The organism is Microbulbifer maximicatervae (SeqCode) (genome assembly GCF_052467325.1).
In genome coordinates this window covers 4,699,427-4,720,101 of the sequence record NZ_CP174310.1, presented here as the reverse complement: position 1 = coordinate 4,720,101, position 20,675 = coordinate 4,699,427, and the positions used below count along the sequence as shown (strand labels likewise).

Annotated in this window: 19 protein-coding genes and 1 tRNA gene; 2 read left to right on the top strand and 18 right to left on the bottom strand. The window is 42.1% G+C overall.

Annotated features, from left to right (window positions below; all coding sequences use genetic code 11):
* Positions 1 to 6: 6 nt before the first annotated feature.
* The 14 genes from ACJJIE_RS21090 to ACJJIE_RS21025 form a co-directional block, all read right to left on the bottom strand.
* Positions 7 to 975, bottom strand: coding sequence for a hypothetical protein (locus ACJJIE_RS21090; RefSeq protein ID WP_444892865.1), 969 nt, complete (start codon positions 973 to 975; stop codon positions 7 to 9).
* A complete protein-coding gene (locus ACJJIE_RS21085) occupies positions 975 to 2,207 on the bottom strand; it encodes a glycosyltransferase family 4 protein (RefSeq protein WP_444892864.1) in 1,233 nt (410 codons plus the stop codon). The genes ACJJIE_RS21090 and ACJJIE_RS21085 overlap by 1 nt, the downstream gene beginning before the upstream one ends.
* Before the next feature lie 10 nt (positions 2,208 to 2,217).
* Complete coding sequence (locus ACJJIE_RS21080; RefSeq protein ID WP_444892863.1) at positions 2,218 to 4,089, bottom strand: glycosyltransferase family 2 protein; 1,872 nt, start codon at positions 4,087 to 4,089, stop codon at positions 2,218 to 2,220.
* 15 nt (positions 4,090 to 4,104) lie between these two features.
* On the bottom strand, positions 4,105 to 5,214 hold the full coding sequence (gene rfbB, locus ACJJIE_RS21075; RefSeq protein WP_444892862.1) for a dTDP-glucose 4,6-dehydratase: 1,110 nt from the start codon (positions 5,212 to 5,214) through the stop codon (positions 4,105 to 4,107).
* A gap of 46 nt (positions 5,215 to 5,260) precedes the next feature.
* Positions 5,261 to 6,130 (bottom strand): dTDP-4-dehydrorhamnose reductase, encoded by an 870-nt coding sequence (gene rfbD, locus ACJJIE_RS21070; RefSeq protein ID WP_282934136.1) that lies wholly within the window; start codon positions 6,128 to 6,130, stop codon positions 5,261 to 5,263.
* Positions 6,131 to 6,269: 139 nt separating this feature from the next.
* Positions 6,270 to 6,818 (bottom strand): dTDP-4-dehydrorhamnose 3,5-epimerase, encoded by a 549-nt coding sequence (gene rfbC / locus ACJJIE_RS21065; RefSeq protein WP_282934137.1) that lies wholly within the window; start codon positions 6,816 to 6,818, stop codon positions 6,270 to 6,272.
* A gap of 133 nt (positions 6,819 to 6,951) precedes the next feature.
* A complete protein-coding gene (gene rfbA, locus ACJJIE_RS21060) occupies positions 6,952 to 7,884 on the bottom strand; it encodes a glucose-1-phosphate thymidylyltransferase RfbA (protein ID WP_444892861.1) in 933 nt (310 codons plus the stop codon).
* A gap of 277 nt (positions 7,885 to 8,161) precedes the next feature.
* Entirely contained in the window at positions 8,162 to 9,796 is a 1,635-nt protein-coding gene (locus ACJJIE_RS21055; protein WP_444892860.1) for a polysaccharide biosynthesis/export family protein, read from the bottom strand.
* 89 nt (positions 9,797 to 9,885) lie between these two features.
* Complete coding sequence (locus tag ACJJIE_RS21050; RefSeq protein WP_444892859.1) at positions 9,886 to 11,130, bottom strand: KpsE/RkpR family capsule polysaccharide export protein; 1,245 nt, start codon at positions 11,128 to 11,130, stop codon at positions 9,886 to 9,888.
* A 9-nt stretch (positions 11,131 to 11,139) separates the two neighbouring features.
* Positions 11,140 to 11,853, bottom strand: coding sequence for an ABC transporter ATP-binding protein (locus ACJJIE_RS21045; protein WP_282934141.1), 714 nt, complete (start codon positions 11,851 to 11,853; stop codon positions 11,140 to 11,142).
* Positions 11,850 to 12,641: an ABC transporter permease gene (locus ACJJIE_RS21040; RefSeq protein ID WP_444892858.1), complete on the bottom strand. Its 792-nt coding sequence runs from the start codon at positions 12,639 to 12,641 to the stop codon at positions 11,850 to 11,852. The genes ACJJIE_RS21045 and ACJJIE_RS21040 overlap by 4 nt, the downstream gene beginning before the upstream one ends.
* Positions 12,642 to 13,420: 779 nt before the next feature.
* Positions 13,421 to 13,999 (bottom strand): Rieske (2Fe-2S) protein, encoded by a 579-nt coding sequence (locus ACJJIE_RS21035; RefSeq protein WP_444892857.1) that lies wholly within the window; start codon positions 13,997 to 13,999, stop codon positions 13,421 to 13,423.
* A 125-nt stretch (positions 14,000 to 14,124) separates the two neighbouring features.
* The gene (locus ACJJIE_RS21030) at positions 14,125 to 14,415 is read right to left on the bottom strand and encodes a YciI family protein (RefSeq protein ID WP_282934144.1); all 291 of its coding nucleotides are present in this window, start codon (positions 14,413 to 14,415) and stop codon (positions 14,125 to 14,127) included.
* A 497-nt stretch (positions 14,416 to 14,912) separates the two neighbouring features.
* Complete coding sequence (locus ACJJIE_RS21025; RefSeq protein WP_444892856.1) at positions 14,913 to 15,191, bottom strand: hypothetical protein; 279 nt, start codon at positions 15,189 to 15,191, stop codon at positions 14,913 to 14,915.
* A gap of 683 nt (positions 15,192 to 15,874) precedes the next feature.
* Between ACJJIE_RS21025 and ACJJIE_RS21020 the strand changes: the two genes are divergently transcribed.
* Entirely contained in the window at positions 15,875 to 16,243 is a 369-nt protein-coding gene (locus ACJJIE_RS21020; protein ID WP_444892855.1) for a hypothetical protein, read from the top strand.
* A gap of 239 nt (positions 16,244 to 16,482) precedes the next feature.
* Here the strand turns inward: ACJJIE_RS21020 and ACJJIE_RS21015 are convergent, their stop codons facing one another.
* From ACJJIE_RS21015 to gltX, 4 genes are all read right to left on the bottom strand, one after another.
* A complete protein-coding gene (locus ACJJIE_RS21015; RefSeq protein ID WP_282934147.1) occupies positions 16,483 to 17,103 on the bottom strand; it encodes a Type 1 glutamine amidotransferase-like domain-containing protein in 621 nt (206 codons plus the stop codon).
* Positions 17,104 to 17,635: 532 nt separating this feature from the next.
* Entirely contained in the window at positions 17,636 to 18,001 is a 366-nt protein-coding gene (locus ACJJIE_RS21010; protein WP_444892854.1) for a hypothetical protein, read from the bottom strand.
* Between the two features lie 158 nt (positions 18,002 to 18,159).
* Positions 18,160 to 18,235: transfer RNA gene (locus tag ACJJIE_RS21005), tRNA-Ala, on the bottom strand.
* Between the two features lie 161 nt (positions 18,236 to 18,396).
* Entirely contained in the window at positions 18,397 to 19,872 is a 1,476-nt protein-coding gene (gene gltX / locus ACJJIE_RS21000; RefSeq protein WP_444892853.1) for a glutamate--tRNA ligase, read from the bottom strand.
* A gap of 275 nt (positions 19,873 to 20,147) precedes the next feature.
* Between gltX and ACJJIE_RS20995 the strand changes: the two genes are divergently transcribed.
* Positions 20,148 to 20,675 (top strand): hypothetical protein, encoded by a 528-nt coding sequence (locus ACJJIE_RS20995; RefSeq protein ID WP_282934150.1) that lies wholly within the window; start codon positions 20,148 to 20,150, stop codon positions 20,673 to 20,675.

The following is a 20,675-nucleotide window of genomic DNA, read 5'->3' as shown; positions in this document are numbered from 1 at the left end:
TATACCTCAAGATTGAGAGTCTCTATATGAACAAATTAGATAATCAAGAAGATTCTTAACCCCTTCTGTGGGATCCCAATCAAAAGAGTCAACGACTTTTGCATCCTGAGATAGACACATATACTCCTCGCCAAAAATTTCCTCTCCCTCACAGAATTTACTGATGAATTTTCTATTTGATTCAAAATATGCAAGCTTTACAGAGTCGGAAAAAATTTTCGGAAGGAGGAAATCAGATTTTGCCAATTCCGATCTGGAAAAATCAGATATTAATTTAAAGTCATCCATATTTTTTCTATTTAGAGCCAATTTAAGCTTTACTCCTTCGGCACTGAGAGAGTAATTTGCACCCTCCCCATTTGAAATCGGCTTTAACTCTGACAAACAATTAGGTGCAATATCCAAAAGTTGTAAAAACTCAGATTCTAACCCCTTATCCTTATACCTTATCTGATCGTATGGAATTATTTTTATACTACACCCAAGCTCTAACCAAGCATTGCAAGTTTCATAATAATCAAGAACCTTATCTGTATTTTTCCAATTTAAATTGGTCGTACGAGAAAGAGCCTTTACATCTTGATTATATCCTGATGCTAACAATTCGTCTTGGCGCCTAACAGTATAAACGATTTCTATTTCATCATAAAATCGCTTAAGAAAATCTACGAGCTTTTCTTTATTCGCTATATGAAAATATTCTGAAGAGATAAATGTTTTTGAGAAGCCATTTGACTTATCTAAAAGCTTCGCCAAATCGTCTATATCAACCTCTCTTTTCAGTCCATAAATATCTTTTCGGCTAATAAGTCTATCAGAGTCTATAAAATTACACGCCAGATTATGAGGAAGACGATTAGCTAGAATCAATACACCACCAGCTTTAGAAATATACTCTCTGTTAACATTGAAGCATGATTGAATATAACTTGTTCCAGTTTTCGGCATACCTGCATGGAGATACAACTTAGTCATTAATAAGCCTCCAGATGTTTCTCTGCACAGTCATTAATACTCAAAGGAGAAGTAATTCCTTTACTAATAAACTCCCAATCAACTGCTCTTTCATGTGCCTTAGTTATAGCAGACTTCAAAGAATTACTATTTCCATGTCGAAAATTATATCCATTTATACCATCAGTAATTTTTTCAACCATCCCGCCAATATCACTGCCAATCAATGGGCGACCATGATTAAAAGCTTCCTGAATTACCATTGGAGAATTCTCCCACCAAACCGAGGGAATAATTACCCAGTCCGCTTGCTCCATCAACTTGCCAATCTCATGGGATTCATATGATCCATGCAAAGTCACTAAATCTCCCAGCTCCTCTAATAGATCATGAATTTTTTCCTGAAATTCCTCAGTCTGCCCCTCTAGATTTGCGCCATGAATATCGAGGTGTACTTCTTCCCGAACTTCATCTGGCAGCAATTTAAAGGCTTCTAGTAATACATCAACCCCTTTAAACGGATTGATTTGGCCAAAAAATGCAAAACGACCCCGTTTTTCGCCTTCACCCAGTGGCCTTGCAGCCGGGCGCTCTACTTCTGGTTGACCATTTTCGATCATGATCAGCTTTTCTTCTGGAATCCCCCAATCTTTATATCGATCAACCAGGAAGTGACTGGGGGAAACAAATTTATCCACTAGATTGAAGATGGACTTGATATATTTTTCCCGCAGAAAAAAATCTGCAGTAGAACGTTCAGGAAAACAACGTCCACAGTCAGCTGGTGATGATTTATAGCAGAGCTTCATCTGTTTGCCCGGCTTTACCATCTGTCCATTGTTTGCACAAATTGCCAAATATTCATGCAATGTCATCACAATACGCGTATCCGGCAGTGTATTTCTAACTTCACGTACTAATTCAAGTCCCATATGAATATAGTGATGAAAGTGAACTACTGTTGGTCGATATCGTTGGAGCAATGCGCGGAATTCCTGCCATACATGCTTTTTACAACCTGATTGAAACAGGAAGAAGTCAGACATATGCGTATGAAATAGGATCTCTTTCTCAGAGTTAATTGTAGAAAAGGCAGACCCACCATGAGACGCTTGGTCAGTCCGAGCTAAAAATACGGTATCCAAGCCCCGCCGTTCATACTCTTTAAATAAATTGTAAGCAGCAACTTCAGCTCCACCTTTACTGTGATCCGGGTGGCCATGCGAAACGATCAGTATTCTTTGTTCTGTCATCGGTAAGTCCTTAGTGCACCAGCTGCTCAATTAGATTTCCCCAGCGCTCTGTGTGTTGCCAAGCGTTGTATAGGGTAATCTTGAATTTCCAATCGCGATTTTCAAATAAGTTCTGAGACAATCTCTCTAAATGATAGAGCTTCTCATCAGAAAGTACGTAATGGCGATATCCCATATCACGCAACTTCAGACAAAGATCTGAATCCTCAAAATCACCGAGCACATAAGTCTCATCTAGACCACCGACAGACTGGTAGAGCGATTTAGTGATAAACATGCAAGCCCCAGTAACAGCTGGGGACTCAGTGACCGGATCTATATTTAACAACCACTCAGGATTACCTTTTCCTGGGTGTTCATTAAGCCATAGATTGCCAAACTGCATACTCTTGGAAAAACTCATACCCACATGCTGTATAGTGCCATCATCAAATACCAGCTTTGGTGCAACAACGCCAACATCTTCCAAGCCCGATGATTTTTCTTCAATTCTAGAAAGCCAACCATTACGACTTGGAATAATATCTGAATTAAGCAGTACTAGTTTATCTGCGGTTGCATACTTGACGCCCAGGTTATTGGCACCAGCATAGCCCAGGTTTCTGCCACCATAGATCACCTTAAAGCCAATAGGGAACAACATACTGGTGTCGTAACAGAATGGGATAAACTCATCGTAGAGTCTGGGATCATCCAGGACGTAGATTAATTCAGTTTCATTAAAATCTTCATCATTAATAAACTGTGCAATCTGGTGTAAAAGAAAATCATAGCGGCCATAAAGCGGAACAATGACACTACGTTTAGGATTGCGAACCTCTGTGCCAAACTGCAATACTTCAACTTGAGGTTCATCTAGAAGATCACGCCGATTCGACCAAAGTGCAGATAATGCCGGGCCGATATGTTGACGCATATTTACCTGGTAATCTCTTCCGGTAACATTAAAATTCACTAACACTTGTTGGCTAGCCAAAATAATATCTTCCCGCACATTGGATTGCTGTACTGGAATTGTGCCTAAAGCACCATCTTTAGTGAAAAAAAGAAGTTCTAACTTAGCTTGCTCAATTAAATGTGGCATAGGTATCCAAGCAAAGAATCCAGCCTTATAAGTTGGACTTGCTTTTCCAGGAAAAGCTTCCAGAACATCCTGGCGAGTATAACGAGCAGACTCTTTGAGTAAGTTCTCGCTATAACTACCATCGGTAGTACGCAAAACCAAACTCGCCAAGTCATTTTGTCCATCTAATAGCCAGCCTGATAGGAATAAACCGTGCCCCGGTACTGCTAAAATGTTATCCCAGTGGGAGTTAACTTTAGATTTAAGTTGGTTTTCATCCAGTGTACGCAATCCTGGGATTACAAATACACTGTTACCCATACTTTCGAACATCAGATCAAGTAGTTGTGCCTTTTCATCCGTACGCCAAGTCATACAATGGCCAAATAGGGATTCACCACTTAATTCAACAAAAGCATTTAACTCAACGCTCTTAGCTTTAGAGTCTTTAGCTGAAACAGATAAACATAGGGATTTTTCGTTCACTGGGTGATCATAAGGCCAGTCTACCAATAGGCTATACCCCCAACGGGCACTACCTTCAAAGCCAAAATGTCGATTTACATCTAAGCGAGTTGTGCGCAGCGTTGAGTAATTAAGTTCACCAATATTTGGTCCTTCAAAATCTTCATCGCTATCAATATATTCAAGGCGAAAGTCCAATGTGCTATGGGCGGGGTGAAAGGCCCAACCTTGTATCAATAAATGCTTGCCACCAATAACACCACATATATCAACCCAAACCTGAGCTATTTCCGGGAAATTCTTAGTTGGCTTAGTTGTTGCCGCCTTTAAACGCTCTAGTATCTTAATTCCCATTATCTCATTCCATCCTTATTCAGCGGTACGATATTGTTGTGCAATCCATTTACGGTAACTGCCATCCATTACCGCTCTCCACCAACAATCATTGTTCAAATACCATTGCAAGGTCTTATAAATGCCTGTCTCAAAGCTCTCCAGGGGTTGATAACCAAGTTCATTATTGGATTTCTTTGGATCAATGGCATAGCGGCGGTCATGGCCGGCCCTATCCTGGACGAATGTAATTAACTCTTGCGCATTACCTTTGATAACAGATAGCGCTTGAGGGTACTTAGTGGCTAGCGAAGTGTTTTCAGCAAACTCACAATTCATCAAGTCACAGATGAGTTTAACAATATCGATGTTTGCCCATTCATTAATGCCACCGATGTTATAGCACTCTCCAAGTTGCCCTTTTTGTATCACCTGTTCAATGCCCCTAGCGTGATCTTCGACATAAAGCCAATCGCGAATCTGTCTTCCATCTCCATATATAGGCAATGGTTGATTGAGCAAAATATTTGTGATCACCAGCGGAATCAGTTTCTCTGGAAAATGGTAAGGACCATAATTATTGGAGCAATTACTGGTTGTTACCTGCAGTCCATAAGTATGGTGATAGGCTCGAACTAGATGATCAGAGGCAGCCTTGCTGGCAGAGTATGGGCTATTTGGAGCGTATTGGCTCGTTTCACTAAATGCAGGATCTTCTGCTTCAAGAGTGCCATACACTTCATCGGTTGATACATGGTGAAAACGGTGAGTTTCTCGATGGAGCCCTTCATCCAGCCATACTTTTTTTACCGCCTTTAACAAGCTGTGAGTACCGATAATATTTGTCTGGATAAAGGCATCTGGCCCACTTATCGAACGGTCTACATGGCTCTCAGCTGCAAAATGTACCAAAGTATCAATCCGATGCTCTCTAAGTATATTTTCGACTAAATGTGTATCTGAAATATCGCCCTGATAGAACTTAAAGGTCGGCAGATCACTAACTGAATCTAAATTTGCAAAATTACCAGCATAGGTGAGCGCATCCAGAACTACTACTACGTCTTGTGGATAGGTTTTCATCCAGTAGTGAACAAAATTGGCTCCTATAAAGCCTGCGCCACCGGTTACCAGCAAGTGTTTCATCTTCATACCAAAAAATTAGCTACGATTTATTTAAAATCGATTTGTACTATTGAGATTTTAGGGATAGTGCTTGTCTCAGAGACTCCCGCCAATGTGGCAGTTCAACTTCCAGTTCATTTATCAATCGGCTCTTATCTAGGACACTGTATGCTGGCCTTTCAGCCGGTGTTGGATAGTCTTCAGTTCTAATTGCATCAATGGAAAGCTCTTTATCGGAAGGAATAAGGCCAAATTTCTTACTTTCTTCGAATATTGCTACTGCAAAATCATACCAACTTGCCACTCCCAGATCGGTGCAATGAAAAATACCTTTTACACTATTTTGCTCGGCTAATATGAATAGAACCTTAGCAAGAGTTCCAGTCCATGTTGGTGTGCCTATCTGATCTGCAACTACACCTAATATCTTCCTGTCAGACATTAGTCTAAGCATCGTACTAACAAAGTTATTACCATGGGCAGAATAAACCCAAGCAGTACGTACTATTACCGCTTCTGGTAGTACATTCTGAACGGCAACTTCAGCTTCCGCTTTACTAGCGCCATATACCCCCAATGGATTCAACTTATTTGTTACCAAATAAGGGGATGACTTTTTCCCATCAAAAACGAAATCAGTAGATATGTGGATAAGTCTAATACTAAGTCTCTTGCATACCTCAGCTAGGTTTGATGCACCAATTGCATTAACAGAAAAAGCTAGGTCTTGCTCTTTTTCAGCTTTATCTACAGCCGTATAAGCTGCTGCATTAATAATTAAATTTGGGCGATACTTCTCTACTACCGATTCAACGGTGGACCGATCAGTAATATCAAGCTCCTCACGAGATAAGCCTATCAACTCATACTCCACAGGACATAGACGCTGAAGTTCACGTCCAAGCTGACCGTTTTTGCCAGTTACTAGAATTTTCATAGATACGCCAACCGATTGCCTATAGTAACGATACACATGGCTTATATACGCAGCATTGCAAAGCAATTAATTTATAAATTACGAGGAGACCTTGTATAAGGATTTAACTACAACTTCAGAAATATACTGTTATCGTTTGTTATGCAAAGTAGTCGGCATCCCGAAAGTGCCTACCTTCAGCATCTTTCCTTGAGAGTATGGGGGGACGCCCATCTTCGATCGGCCAGCTTATATTTAGGTCCAGATCATTCCACAATATCGACTGCTCATAGCTTGGAGCGTAATAATCTGTACATTTATATACAAATTCAGCCGATTCACTTGTAACATAAAACCCGTGCGCGAATCCCTCTGGTATCCATAGTTGCCGTTTGTTCTCAGCTGACAAATAGACACCGACCCAGCTGCCGAAAGTTGGTGAGCTTTTGCGTAGGTCTACGGCAACATCAAAGACCTCTCCTTGTACCACTCGCACAAGTTTTCCTTGAGTTTGCTCTGTTTGATAGTGCAGACCGCGTAAAATACCCCTGGAAGATTTACTATGATTATCTTGTACAAATACACTATTTGCACATTTATCCAAAAATACATCATCACGAAATGACTCAAAGAAAAATCCTCTTTCATCACCAAAGATCTTTGGTTCGATGATTTTTACATCGGGTATATCTGTTTCAATAATATTCATAAGGTCTAAATGTCTACAACTGCCAAGACCAAGCTCTATCAAGCTCAAGCTCAAAACTGTAAGAAGTGGAGCCGTCCATCCTTAGACGATACCCTGGTCAAACTTCAAATAACCAATATATGTTATCGCTTACTTAAAGATTTGAAGCATACCTGCGCTCACTTAAAGATGATATTTCGCCATTTTCAATTAGCAATTGCATTAAGTACTTACCATATCCACTTTTCATAAGTGGCTGTATTTGAGCTTCCAGTTCTTGAGCACTAATAAAGCCTTTGCGATAAGCGACCTCTTCAGGGCAAGCTATTTTCTGCCCTTGTCGGCGCTCAATCGTCTGAACAAATTGCGCTGCATCCAAAAGGTTGTCATGGGTACCTGTATCCAGCCAGGCGCTACCTCGACCAAGGTGCTCTACATCTAGCTGCCCCTGCTCTAAATACACCTTATTGATATCAGTAATTTCCAGCTCTCCACGACTACTAGGTTTGACTTCTTTAGCAATGTCACAGACTTGTCTGTCATAGAAGTACAACCCCGTTACAGCATAGTTTGACTTGGGTGCTTCGGGCTTTTCCTCTAGGCTGACTGCTTTTCCTTCAGTATCGAACTCCACAACACCATATGCTTTAGGGTCTGCAACACGATAACCAAAGACAGTAGCACCATTGTCTCTTTTATCCGCCTGCTGAAGAATTCGGCTAAAGTTATGTGCGTAAAAAATATTATCGCCCAGAACCAGTGCACTATTACTATCGCCTACATGATCACGACCAATTAAAAATGCTTGGGCCAAGCCGTCTGGAGACGGCTGCACCGCATAAGAAATGTTTAATCCCCACTGTGCGCCATCTTCAAGCAGACGCCGGTACAAACATTGCTCATCTGGTGTTGTAATAATCAGAATATCCTTGATTCCTGCCAACATAAGGGTAGTTAGGGGGTAATAGATCATCGGTTTGTCATAAACAGCCATTAACTGCTTCCCGACACCCTTTGTTAAGGGATATAAGCGTGTACCAGAACCTCCAGCCAAGATAATTCCCTTCCGATCAGAAGACCCCTTCACAGTTTTTCCCCCAACGTTGAATCAATATTCATTTATTAATCACATCAAACAAAAAGATGTCGATGCAAAAATACAGGATTTATAGACTTAAGAGTCCAGGAAAGTTATCAAACTTTATAATGACAAATTCGAAGTGAATAATTACATACAACACTTTAAATCGGTATGGTGTAAGACTTACAGCTTATAACAGCCAGTAAGGAAACCAACCATACCGATTTATATCGTGCAATATGGGAGCCAATCTTAAAAAAGTTTACAACCTATCAGTACCAAATTAGAAAGATAGAACTGCAGCGGTTCCAACAGCTATACGGTAGAGTATTTCTGTTACATCTTTGGTTACTTGTAATTCACTGGAATGAATTTTTGGCATAATCATAATTTCATCTCCAGGGCGTAATCTATCCCCCAAACGATTATCAAAATCACTATCTTCTATACGATTAATCGTTCCATCGAGATGTAGAATCACCAACTCTTTACGGTTTGCATTATTGGCGAATCCACCGGCCAATTCTATATAGTCCTCCAAAGTCCGCTTCTTGCTGAAGACCAGGGAAGTTGGGAAAATTACCTCTCCCACGATTGACACAGTTGATGATTTCAAAGGCACAATCAGCTCATCACCATCTTCAAGCAGCATTTCTGCTGCGTTTGGGTTGTTCGCAATAACAACCTGGCCTCTGGGTTCGGCCTTTCGCGCCTGCTCGATAAAGTTCTGAATCATCATGGCGTTGTCTTTTTGCGCAGACTTTTCCAGGTCAGTATTGGGCTGGCGAGTTAGAACTTCCATCTGAAGCGCATCTAAAGAACGATCAAGAGCAGCCCGCTGGCGATCAGCGACACTCTTTCTATACAGCTGTATAGAGTTTCTATCTGCATTATCGCGAAAACTCAATTGACTAAGTAATTCGTCAAGAGTTGCACCATAGGGCAGTACATAAGTTGCAGGCCCATCCAACTCACCGGATACCCGGATTGAAATAGACTCAATATCGTTATCGCGTACCAATTCTATATGCGCTCCCGGATAGAGGCGTGTGGTCATGGCACTTGCAAGTGGCATATAGTCGGCTTGCTGAAGACCATCAATTACCTGAGTAATTCGTGCAAAGTTCGCCTGAGGGTCAGGTTTTGTTACGAGGAGCATCTCGCCCAGCTGGGTGTAGGGTCCTGTGAATTCCATCTGTGCAGCTTGCTGCACCGCTCCTTCAACTGTTACCGAACCATTACGAGCACCAACGACTACAACATCGCCATTGCGAAGTTGTAAAGCAGGCATAATTCCATCCACAAGGAAGCTATACAAGTTTACCTTTTGTATTTCCTCTCCCTGACGCATTACTCTGATATCAACAAAGCTGCCACTTTGCTCATCGATACCTCCAGCACTATCTAAATAGTAAAGGATCGAGTCTGAGCTAAAGCCGTTATAGAGACCAGGGTTCTTCACAAAGCCTGTTACAAAGACTTTAACCGGCTGGCTCGCCTCCAAGTTGGCATAGGCTTGCACATTATTCTTGAATACTCGCTTTACATGACGCAGAACGAAGTCATTCAATGCGCCATTCTTTACTCCAGCAACATGAACTGGGCCAACCTCGGGGACAAAAATATTGCCTTTCGGGTCTACCGGTAACGTCGCACTAAAGCTATAGGCACCCCAGAGTTGTAGATTAACCTGGTCGCCAATCGATATTCTATAGTCGGGATTAAATCCACTAAATGGCTGATCTTTAAATGCTCCCTGAAACAGTGATTCCCCAAAAACGGGTATACCTGTCTCAGGTATTTCTGTTGAGGCAACCTCATCAATTAATTGTGTTTCCAATGCTCCGGCCTGAATACTGGACAGTGAAACCAACAATCCTACACCTAAACTAAAGCGCTTTATTTTTTCAGTAATCATTTGCTTGTTCTTTGTAAATTGATATTTACTCTGTCAGCGACATCAAAAATTCATCGACACTATTCTGTCTTGCAGCCTTTTGTCTGGCGCTACATCCTATGATCCCGAATAGTCACAACTAGCATCTTTCCTATTCCATAAAGCATTAGCAGAATAATTCCCAAGCTGGCTAGGTTATAGAGCTTGTGCGGATACTCTGCTTTCTCTGCTAACGATGGCTGGGTTACCACCATCAAGTGCTTAAGTTTACCTGACGCTTCCATACGAGCAGTTTCTAATGCTTTTAAAGAAGCTGCATAGGCATCGGTTGCAAATTGCAAATCGAGTTCAAGATTCTGGAAATGAGCACCAAGAAAATTAAGCCGTTGCTCTCCTTCTTCTTCCCCTATCCCCACTAGGCGTACCTTTTCTATCTCAATTTGGTTTTCTAACGCATCGATGTCTGCCTGCATGGAGACCACTTGTGATGAATCAGCATTTAGATAGGATTTTGCTGCAGTCAGATTTGCTCGTTGCTCAGCCAATCGCGCCTCTAGCCCTTGAATAATGGTACTGATACCTTTTGTAAGTTCTTCGGGACTTACAACTTTATGACTATTCTGGAAGTCAAGAATTTCTTGCTTAGTACTGCGTAACTTAGCTTGTGCCAAATCAACTTCACTCTTTACAAAAGCCACTTGCTTATCTGCAAGCTGATTGCTGATCTCGTTAACAAAATCTTCTGACTTTTGAATAACTGTCTCAACCAATCTTTTAGCAAAAGCCGGGTCGAATGCCTGCATTTCTATAGTAATAATTCCGGTAGCTTCATTATGGATAACACCAATATGATCACGATAGTATTTCAGGTAGTCCTCCTGAGTAGCATCTGAAGCCAAGCGCGAAAAGATATCGTGGCTAGTACTTCTGTAATAATCAGACAAATATAACGTTTCATCCAAATACAGGGCCATATCCAATGACTGGATATAGTTCACCACTAAAAACGCATCCTGATTATCTGCTGACATCCCTGGAATTAAAAAACCTAATGCGGGTGATGCAGCCTGTGAGGAAACACTATCTTTTACGATTAATTGGGTATTGCTTACATAACGCTCAGAAACCCAAAATAGGTAATATCCTGCCATTAGAATAAGGGGAAATATGACTAACAGGCCGAGACCTCCGGAATGATAGATTTTTTTGAATAGTTTCCCTTTCCCTTCATTCTCATTGTTGCCGGTTAATTTGATAAATAGTTTTTTTGTTTTATATAGAAAACTATTTGATCCTCCCCCTGCTAGCTCAAGGTCTTTTCTTTGCTCTTCAATGACTGGTTCTTTGGCTTCCATAATCGACTCTTATGCACTCACTGCCGGCTTAGCTGCGCCACTTTCGGATTGCGGTTTTTTCACTGGTTTTTCGCCCTTGTATAGATCAATAGCCTCATCTACGGTATCAAAAATTCTGAGGCCATTTGAATCAAGGTAAATTCCTACATCACAGTTTTTCTTAAGCATCCCCATTGCATGGGCAACGATAATAAAAGAAGAGTTCTTACGCTTTTCGGCAATAACTTCTTCACATTTCTTTTTAAAGTGAGCATCACCAACAGACATCACTTCATCGACTAAATAAATATCAAAATCTACGCCGATACTTAAACCAAAGGCCAAACGCGAACGCATACCAGATGAATAGCTCTTTACGGGTGCATCAAAGTAATTGCCAATCTCGGCAAAATCCTGAACCCTATCCATCAACTTCCGCTGGGTAGCTCCCCAGATACCGTGGATACCGCAAATAAAGGCCACATTTTCGCGGCCAGTCATGCTTCCTTGAAATCCTCCAGATAATCCCATGGGCCAGGAAATTCTCTGATCCGTGACTACCCGCCCATAATCTGGATAATCAATACCACCCATAATCCGCAGTAAAGTTGTTTTCCCAGCTCCATTACGCCCTAGGATGCCAATATTTTTTCCCTCAGGGAAATTTGCACTTACATCCCTAAAGAGAACCTTTCTTCCATGGGGAGTTCGAAAAGATTTGGTTAGTTTTTCTAGTCTAATCATTGGCTTCTTACCAAATCCCGCCAATTGGCCCGGTAACACAACAGACCAAAAGCCAACATCGAAATTGAAGCACCCCCTAAGTACTGCAGGCTTCCAAATATTCCATGGTAGTTTTTGAATAGCCCCTCACGTGTCAACTCAATCACATGCAGTATTGGATTCCACGCTAGGTAGACATGGTATTCTTGAGGAACTTGCTCCAGAGAAAAGAATACTCCAGACATAAAATACAAAGGTCGTATTAGCATTGGTGACAGCTTTGCAAGCTCAGGGAATTTTACCCCAACAACACAGAGAGCCAGGCTCAAGCCTAAGCAAAAGCAGAAGAAAAATATATTTACTATCACTAGGAACAAAAAATTATTGAATGGGCTTGTGACGCCAAACCAAGCAAACACAATTATTAAGGTAATAATTGTTGCTAGATAGATAGCAAATTCAAGGAGCACCCGTGTAAGTACAGCATCGAAGGGCCTTAGCTGGCGATAATTAAAGAGCCCTCGATTCGATTCCACTGCTGCCAACCCCTTTTGAAAACAGTGAGTGAAAAATAGGAATGGGGCAATTCCTCCTAGCATAAATAGCGGAGTTGGAACACCGGGATAGAATGTATCCTTCAGGAAACTAAAGACTGCAACCAAGACCATAATATGCAGTACTGGTTCGAGAAGCATCCAGGCATATCCCAGTCGCCACTTGCCAAAGCGAGTTTTCATCTCGCGCACTAGCAATGCGTAAATGACGTCACGCTGAATTTGCCAGACGGAGCGTTGAACTGATGGATGCATAGCGATTACTTTCTTGGCAATCTGTGAACCAGTCGTTACCCAATCTTGGGTTAAAACTGAGACAATTAATTCAAATAATGTCGAGGCATTCTTGAAGCCAAAATGCCTTCGTTTATTGGGTCGCCTCTATCAAGATTCGACGCCTCCACTCTGAACCGCTAAGCTTAATTCGAGCTCAATACACCGCAAAATGGACGCGGAATCCTATCGCAGCGTCTCTTCTTCGTCATTTTTTAATTAATTACGTGCCATTACGTTCGTCCCAACAGTCTAGCTCAAAGCTCCCTATAGTGAACGATACGCTCTGCTAGATGATCACCAATGATGATTATCAATTTCTCTATGAATAAGCAGGCGACATCACCAGAATACATATTAGTCGCGGACAACAATGCTATCACTCACGTATTTTTCGAATGTGAATGCACAAACAGTTACTGGGAGAAACAGACGCAAAAAGACATCAAAGAAGTACTTAATGCCATACCTGGTTTAATTACTGAGATCCTCTACTGAATAACAAATAACCAGCTTCAAGTTTCTGGTACACAATCCTTTGCAGGCTTACTCAATAGTTCTGAGCAAAATCTACGCCAAGATAGATTTAGATAGGAAGCTTAAGGTATTAGAGAAGAAATTATTTGAGCCCTCGAAGTAGAAGCTGCAAACATTTAGCCTAATCTTTACCATAATAATTTATACTATCGTACAATATAGCTAAACCATTCTTTATAGCCATAGGCTAGTAAGACACCGAGATTCTCAGTGATAGAGAATAGTTAACTACCAAGTACTACAACTACTTCTGCACTTGTGTACCACTTTGTTTTAGGAACGGCAAGATTCACCTCAGGGAGAGAATAAGGCTTTTTTAGAATCCTTCCACTCGTATCCCAAATCCTGCCCTCACAGAGATCGACAAAATGTGCAAATTTATGGATATGGCTAGCATTCATCCACTCTCCATAAGGCTCATGATTAGGCTCTACAAAATCTACTGAACAGCCACGATTAGGGGCATAGGGGTAAAACACAAAGAAATTTTCACTCCCCGAGCGCCATACGTTATCACTGCCCTCAGGCTGAGAGCTACCCAGAGAGCTAGGATCTTGTAATGACCCTAAGTACTCATTAATGAGTAATTTATCTCTGTCAGTTCGCCGATAAACAGAGAAATAGCCATACTCTCTGTATTCACCTTTCTTCATGTCTGACAAATCAAACGCATAGGTAGAATCATTCTCAGCTCGATTATTAATACCAAAGCTAAGGAAAAAGGGCATACCGTAAAATACAGTCCCCAAAAATAATAAAACTCCCATGCAAGCCCATAGCAGTTTTACTTTCAATTGATTCATTGTCTGCCCCTCAACTACATATTCTCTGCTACCTCATTTTGCCTACCGGTTCAATTATGGGCAACATGGGCCACTATACCTAAGAGACCTATGCAATCAAAAAACTATCATTTTCTTTTTTTCGGCTAGGCCGAAATCAGAAACTCTAACTCTCGTGAGGATTTAGTCGGTATTATTTGTATCATGTCATAATTAGCCAATCCTTCACGATAGAATGGATCTTGTTTAAGTATCTGATCTAACGAGGACCGACTATCTATGGTCACTAGGATTACCCCACCTGTGCGAGGTTCCTTACGACCAGAAAGCTGAAAATACCCGAGATCGTAGTACTTATTCAAGAATTCAATATGCTCTGAAATAAACTTATCCACTTCCTCAAGGGGCTTTATGTAGGTAAGAGATACTATGAACATGCTGATCAACCTCTATTTGAAACTCAAAATATCAGAAGTAGAGATGAGAGATGAGAGATGAGAGATGAGAGATGAGAGATGAGAGATGAGAGATTTATCTCCATTTAGCTTCTTATAAATATCGATTACCAATCTATAACTCTGGACTTCATTTAGACCACTATTGTACCTTCAGGAAAGCTGAAAATTCGGACAAAAATCTCGGTATTGATGCCGAATAAAGAGGAGTCTCTCTAGATAGTATTGCCTTAAGGAAAAAACCAAAACAAAGTATAATAAGACCTAGAATTATTAAGTAACTGGTTGACAGCTTTCTATTTATCTACTATTCAAAATCCAACTTTAAAAATAGAAATTATTTGTATAATAGTGAATATATAGGTTTTGATTTAACCAGTATTATTAGTTCGGTTAATCTCCAGCATACCTTGCGCAGGCTGGCATAAATAAGCCAAAGTATTCATCCGTTATTAAATTTAGGATTATACGAATAAATATTATCGGCAGAGAATCATAAAAGCTTCACCTCTTGCTCCACCCACACCTCCACCTACAACCTTCCATCCCTCTGGCACTTTGACAGTTTTCTCCGGAACTTCCCCTTTGTTTAATGACCTTCCAGATATATTCCATAAAGTAGCAGCAAAGCACTCATTTAACTGCTCATCTAATGGTTCTTTATTCTCCTCAGAATCAGCTTCAGCCAAAGCAGTTAGAGCGCCAAGATAAACTACTAATCCAAGTAGTCCAGAGAATAAGATGCTGTGCTTTTTCATTGACTTCCTTTTAGTACTAAATTTTAAATTTCGTATTTATCCATCCGTTGAGATAGGAACATATAGCCGAATAAAAAGTCAACAAATACTCCTTTTTTTTATTTTAGATTGATCCACTTTTTCTCTATCTAACCAGTCGAAAGATTTCTAAAGTGGAAGATAGATGCTGGGAACTAATTTTTTCCTTATATTGACACGATCAATAACTATCGAAAAGGTGATCTAAGAGAGTTTTCAAATAGCTCATATGTAGCAGAAACCACATCTAAAGTACCCTCTCATAATATTCGATATGCATGCAACAGCTCTTGCGTAATGTTAGAAATTTTGTCTAATAGAGAATAGCTCATAATATTTCTTTCAGGCGTCCTCAAATCACAAGTAAATATGACCTTATAAGTGTTCACTCCAATATTAAGAAATCAGGGAAATCTGAAACAGCAGAATAAAATTGCTAATAGAGGACTGCCATATTTAGCCTTTTTTAAAATTCAAGAATCATGAATGTTGCGAAACGATAAATAACGAATTCACTTAATGAGCTTCTTGTAAGTTTCTCATCTTCACTAGTAAAAAATACAGTCATATATGGCGTTTGAGTATTTTTTAAACAGCAAGCAAGGTCTGGTTGTGGCATCATATTCAACTACGTAAATTAATTTTCAGCCTATGGAAACGATGTAATGTGTAAAAAGTTATCCATTAAAACTGGCCTTACCATCCTAGCGTCCGCAATTACTTTGATGGGATGTACAAGTGCCCAGGAAAAAGAAGCGATGCAGAAGATAGTATTTTCTAACGCTGAGGCTATAGAAGGATGCGTACTAGTAGAAGATGTAACATGCAAAACAATCAGGGTTAACCAGGGAGATGTTTGTACTTCTTGGTTACAAAAAAGGGCTGTGCGAAGAGGTGGAACCCATGTGGTTAAGGCTTCTTCAATGGCGCAATTTGGCGATATCTATATGCCTAACGGAGTATCGGCAGGTAAGGCTGTAACAGGCACGCATATCCCAGCGAAAATCTATAACTGTAGTGCTGCCAGCAAATAAGCGCTAACATCCCCAGGGAGCAAGTCACATTATCACTTGCTCCCCGGCAGTATTCTTTAACATTCCGATCAACTCAAACTATAAATTCTTGCTTACCCCAATTTTAAGCTACTCCTTGAAAAAAAGCCCTAAAGAAGAGAGAATTTCTAGAATTTATTTTTTTCTTCGCCACTAGATAATTGCAGCAACTTTAATGAAATATAGATAGTATGACTTATCATACAACGGTTATCGACTCACTAAGACACCGCGATCCAAGTCTCTGCTTCCCCATCGATTACAGCGATCAACTGATTGTTACTGAATGGAGCTAATTCCAGCTCATCTGAATATTTGGAAATAACAAGTTCAGCAGCATCCTTAAACGGTTGGTTTCCATAGTGAGGTAAGGGATAGAAGTGCACAAGATTTAACCCTTCATAAGACTCTAGATTCTTCGCTGCATCGGGGTTATCCATCTCCTGAATATACGCGATATTCGGCGAGAGGATTACAGTACCTGCCGACTCACCTATATAGGGCTTACCCAGCCTAATCTGCTCCAACAAGATTTTGTCTGCCCCACTTCGCCTAAGTTCTTGAAGTAGGAAATAGGTGTTACCACCAGTTACATAGATATACTCATTGTTTTGCAGCTTATCTTTAATCTCATCCACTGAAGCCTTAGACACTTCCAATTCATCTACAATAAGACCTAACTGCTCCAGTTCCTTCTTAGCATCTTCCACATAAAAAGTGATCTCTTCGGGAATGCTTGCAGTAGGGATGAATGTAACCCTCTTACCTTCAAGCCGCTTATCAAAACTCGCGATCGCGCTCGCGACCTCGGCAAAATACGAAGTCAAAAATAGCTTGGCCATATATTTTAATCCTTTAAAGTACTTAATTAATCAATTACTTGATATCGATATAGTTTACTCGAGATGTGAACAGGTCAATAAAGATGTATCACATTATCCGATTATGTATGGAGGGCCCAATATTATTTTTTTATTATCTCGCAGCAAAATCATCAATTACCGATTCCACCTTGAAAGTGGTCAACTTTGTCACTAAATCCAATAATAAATGGCGAAGCTTCTCCCCCCTGATTTTTACAAGAATGTTTATATCAGGCTGGTTTGACTATGAATTTCAACAATATTTATAAGCAGCTAAAGCCAAGTTTAAAGTATGATCTAAGTGGAACTAACAGGTAACCAAAATCACTTCTTTATCATTCACTATCTTGGCATCTCTCATAGAACCAGAAGCACAAGCAAGCAAAATCTGTAAGATCCATATTACATAAAGATTCGGCAGCTTAACTTTTGTACCATTTACCTAATGGTAGGAGCCAATTAGCATACGCAAAATGGAAGGGGAGATAAGTCGCTCCAGAGGCTGCGGCTCTTACTGCCCTTGTTTATGATGCATTTTTCGTACACGATCTTTCGGAGTAAGCACTCTTGCTCCCGAATCTACCTGAATCCCACCAGTGGTATCTAACCATTTAGCAAAAAACGAATATATTTTGGTATAGCCTTCCCAGCCTTTAAAGTAGCCGAAAATCGCAGCCACGATATAAACCACAAACAAAGTACAAAAGAATATGGCTTCACGGTCAGGAAAAAACAGCTCTCCCATACCTTCTTTGGGGTTTACCCCCCGGGCGAACCCCATAATTAAAATCACATTAGAAAAAAGCAGAAGAGTTACCGGGATACAGCCTAGCATTATCCCTCGAGCAATTTTCTCCGGTTTTGTTGGCTGATACATGTATTGCACCGATGATTAAAATCGATTGACTGGAAGGCAAGGCGTGATAGGAATTTTAGGCAAAAAAAAGGGCCTAAAAGGCCCTTTTTTTATTTTTGCGAGTTCTGGATAAGAGATTTTCCATCTCTTCTCGCACCCTTTAATAGACAAGGGAAATTTGGTGGAGCTAAGCGGGATCGAACCGCTGACCTCAACACTGCCAGTGTTGCGCTCTCCCAGCTGAGCTATAGCCCCAAATTTTATTGCCTGACGTTTCCGTCGAAAGCGGGGCGCATTTTAGCAAGGTTTAGGCCCCTGTCAACAGAAAAAATAACTTTTTAATCAATTAGTTAGCTGCTGACACCGCAGGCCCCCGGAGGCTGCCGCTTCCAGGGGCTCACCAACGCGAATCAGCCTTACTTGAGTCCAGCGTACTCTTTTTCCCAGCGCTTCAGCACCTTCTTCCCGGCACCGCCCAATACGTCGATCGCCTGGCGCAGGCGGGCGCGGCTGAGGTCGGGGCCCAGGAGCACCATGGCTTCCATCACGGAGAAGGACGCAGTGGTGCCGCTGATGGCGACAAACAGCGGGGCATTAAAGTCTTTCAGCTTGATTTCCATAGCCGCGGACAGGGCTTTCACTGCCTGGAAGATACTGTCCTTGTCCCAAGCGCGCAGGGCTTCCAAGCGCCACAGGGCAAATTGAAGCAGCTTCTTCTGGTCATCCAGAGGCAGCTTGTTACCGCTGAAGCTGTCTTCGGTCAGGGGCAATTTGCCAGAGGCGAGGAAGCTAACCAGCGGTGCAAAGTCACCGAAGGTTTCCATGCGCTCTTTCGCCTGGGGCAGAACCTTAAGCAGGTTGTCCCGGTTAAACATCCACTCGGTGAGGCGATCGGCGAGTTGCTCGTTTTCCAGTTCGCGAATCCACAGGCCGTTCAACCAGGACAGCTTCTCTACATCGAATACCGGGCCGCCCAGGGAGACACGCTGAATATCGAAGTGCTCCAGCATCTCATCGAGGGAGAACTTCTCGCGCTCATCTGGCATGGACCAGCCCATACGGCCGAGGTAGTTAAGCAGTGCTTCGGGCATAAAGCCGGCGCGCTGATAATACAGGATAGAGGTGGGGTTCTTGCGCTTGGACAACTTGGTCTTGTCTGGATTACGCAGCAGCGGCAGGTGGCAGAGCACCGGCATTTCCCAACCAAAGTATTCGTACAGCAGTTTGTGCTTGGGTGCGGAGTTGATCCACTCCTCACCGCGCAGTACGTGGGTGATCTCCATCAGGTGATCATCCACCACGTTCGCCAAGTGGTAAGTAGGCATACCATCAGACTTGAGCAGAATTTGTGCGTCTACCTGGGCCCAGTCGATTTCAATAGTACCGCGTAGCAGATCTTCCACTACGCAGGTACCGCTTTCAGGCACATTCATACGCACTACATAAGGTGCTCCCGTAGCGCGTCGCTTTTCAACTTCCTCTTCCGGCAGAGCCAGGTCACTGGGCTTCAGTGAAGTGCGGCCCGCTTCACGCAACCCCTCACGGAGTTGCTCCAGTTCTTCCGCTGTTCGGTAGCAGTGGAAAGCATGCCCTTTTTGTACCAGCTCTTCGCAGTAAGTTTTGTAGATATCGCCACGCTCACTCTGCCGATAGGGGCCGTGGGGGCCGCCCACATCCGGTCCTTCCTGCCAATCCAGTCCGAGCCAACGCAGGCTGTCGAGAATGGCTTTCTCCGATTCCGGAGTACTACGCTGCTGGTCGGTATCTTCAATACGCAATACAAACTGGCCGCCTTGCGCTCGGGCAAAACACTGGTTAAAGAGGGCAATATAGGCAGTACCAACGTGGGGATCACCAGTTGGAGACGGTGCTATTCGGGTTCTTACGGTCATGATAAACCTGATTGATAAATGAAGGACTGGTTAAACCGCAGGATTATAGCGCTGGCCGGCCTCTTGGCACAGGCGGGGTTTTCTCCTCAATAAGAGCATTTACGCGCCATAAATTCATTATTACAGCCTATAGGCGTGACATGCATCACGAAAAAAGTATTATTGCCGCCACCAAGAAGGAATGGCTTGACTGACTTATTTCCCATATTTTGCAGGGGTTTCCGCGAGCCGCTTCTCCCTAAAAACGATAAATTAATCGCTCAGGACGGCATACCATGCAAAAAAATGTAGTTCGCACACTGTTTTCTGCTATTGCAGCAGGTACCCTTTTCAGCATTTCTGCCGCTTCAATGGCCGCTACTGATAGTGCAAGCAGTGATATCACCCTCTCTTTCACTCCCACAATTGAGATCACTCGTGTAGACAACCTCACGATTACCGATCCCACTTTGGGTACCGATGCCGTAGGCACCGAAGATTTCTGTGTGGGTGGCCTCGGGTTCTCCACCTATAGCATCACTTTCGACAGTAATGACTCAGTAAATGATACTGAGTTCACCCTCACTGACGGCACCAACAATGTCCCTTACAGTGTTGGTTTTGATAACAGCACCTCCGGTACTTTTACTACTGTTACCGAAGGCGATGCGCTGACAGGCCAAATCCGGAATATTGCTTCCTGTGGCTCCAGTGATAATGCGCGCTTCCAAATCACTGTGGCCAACAGCGATTGGGAAACTGCAACTGTGCTAAATGGCACCACCTATACCGATACCCTGCTGATCACTGTCGCCTCCGAGTAA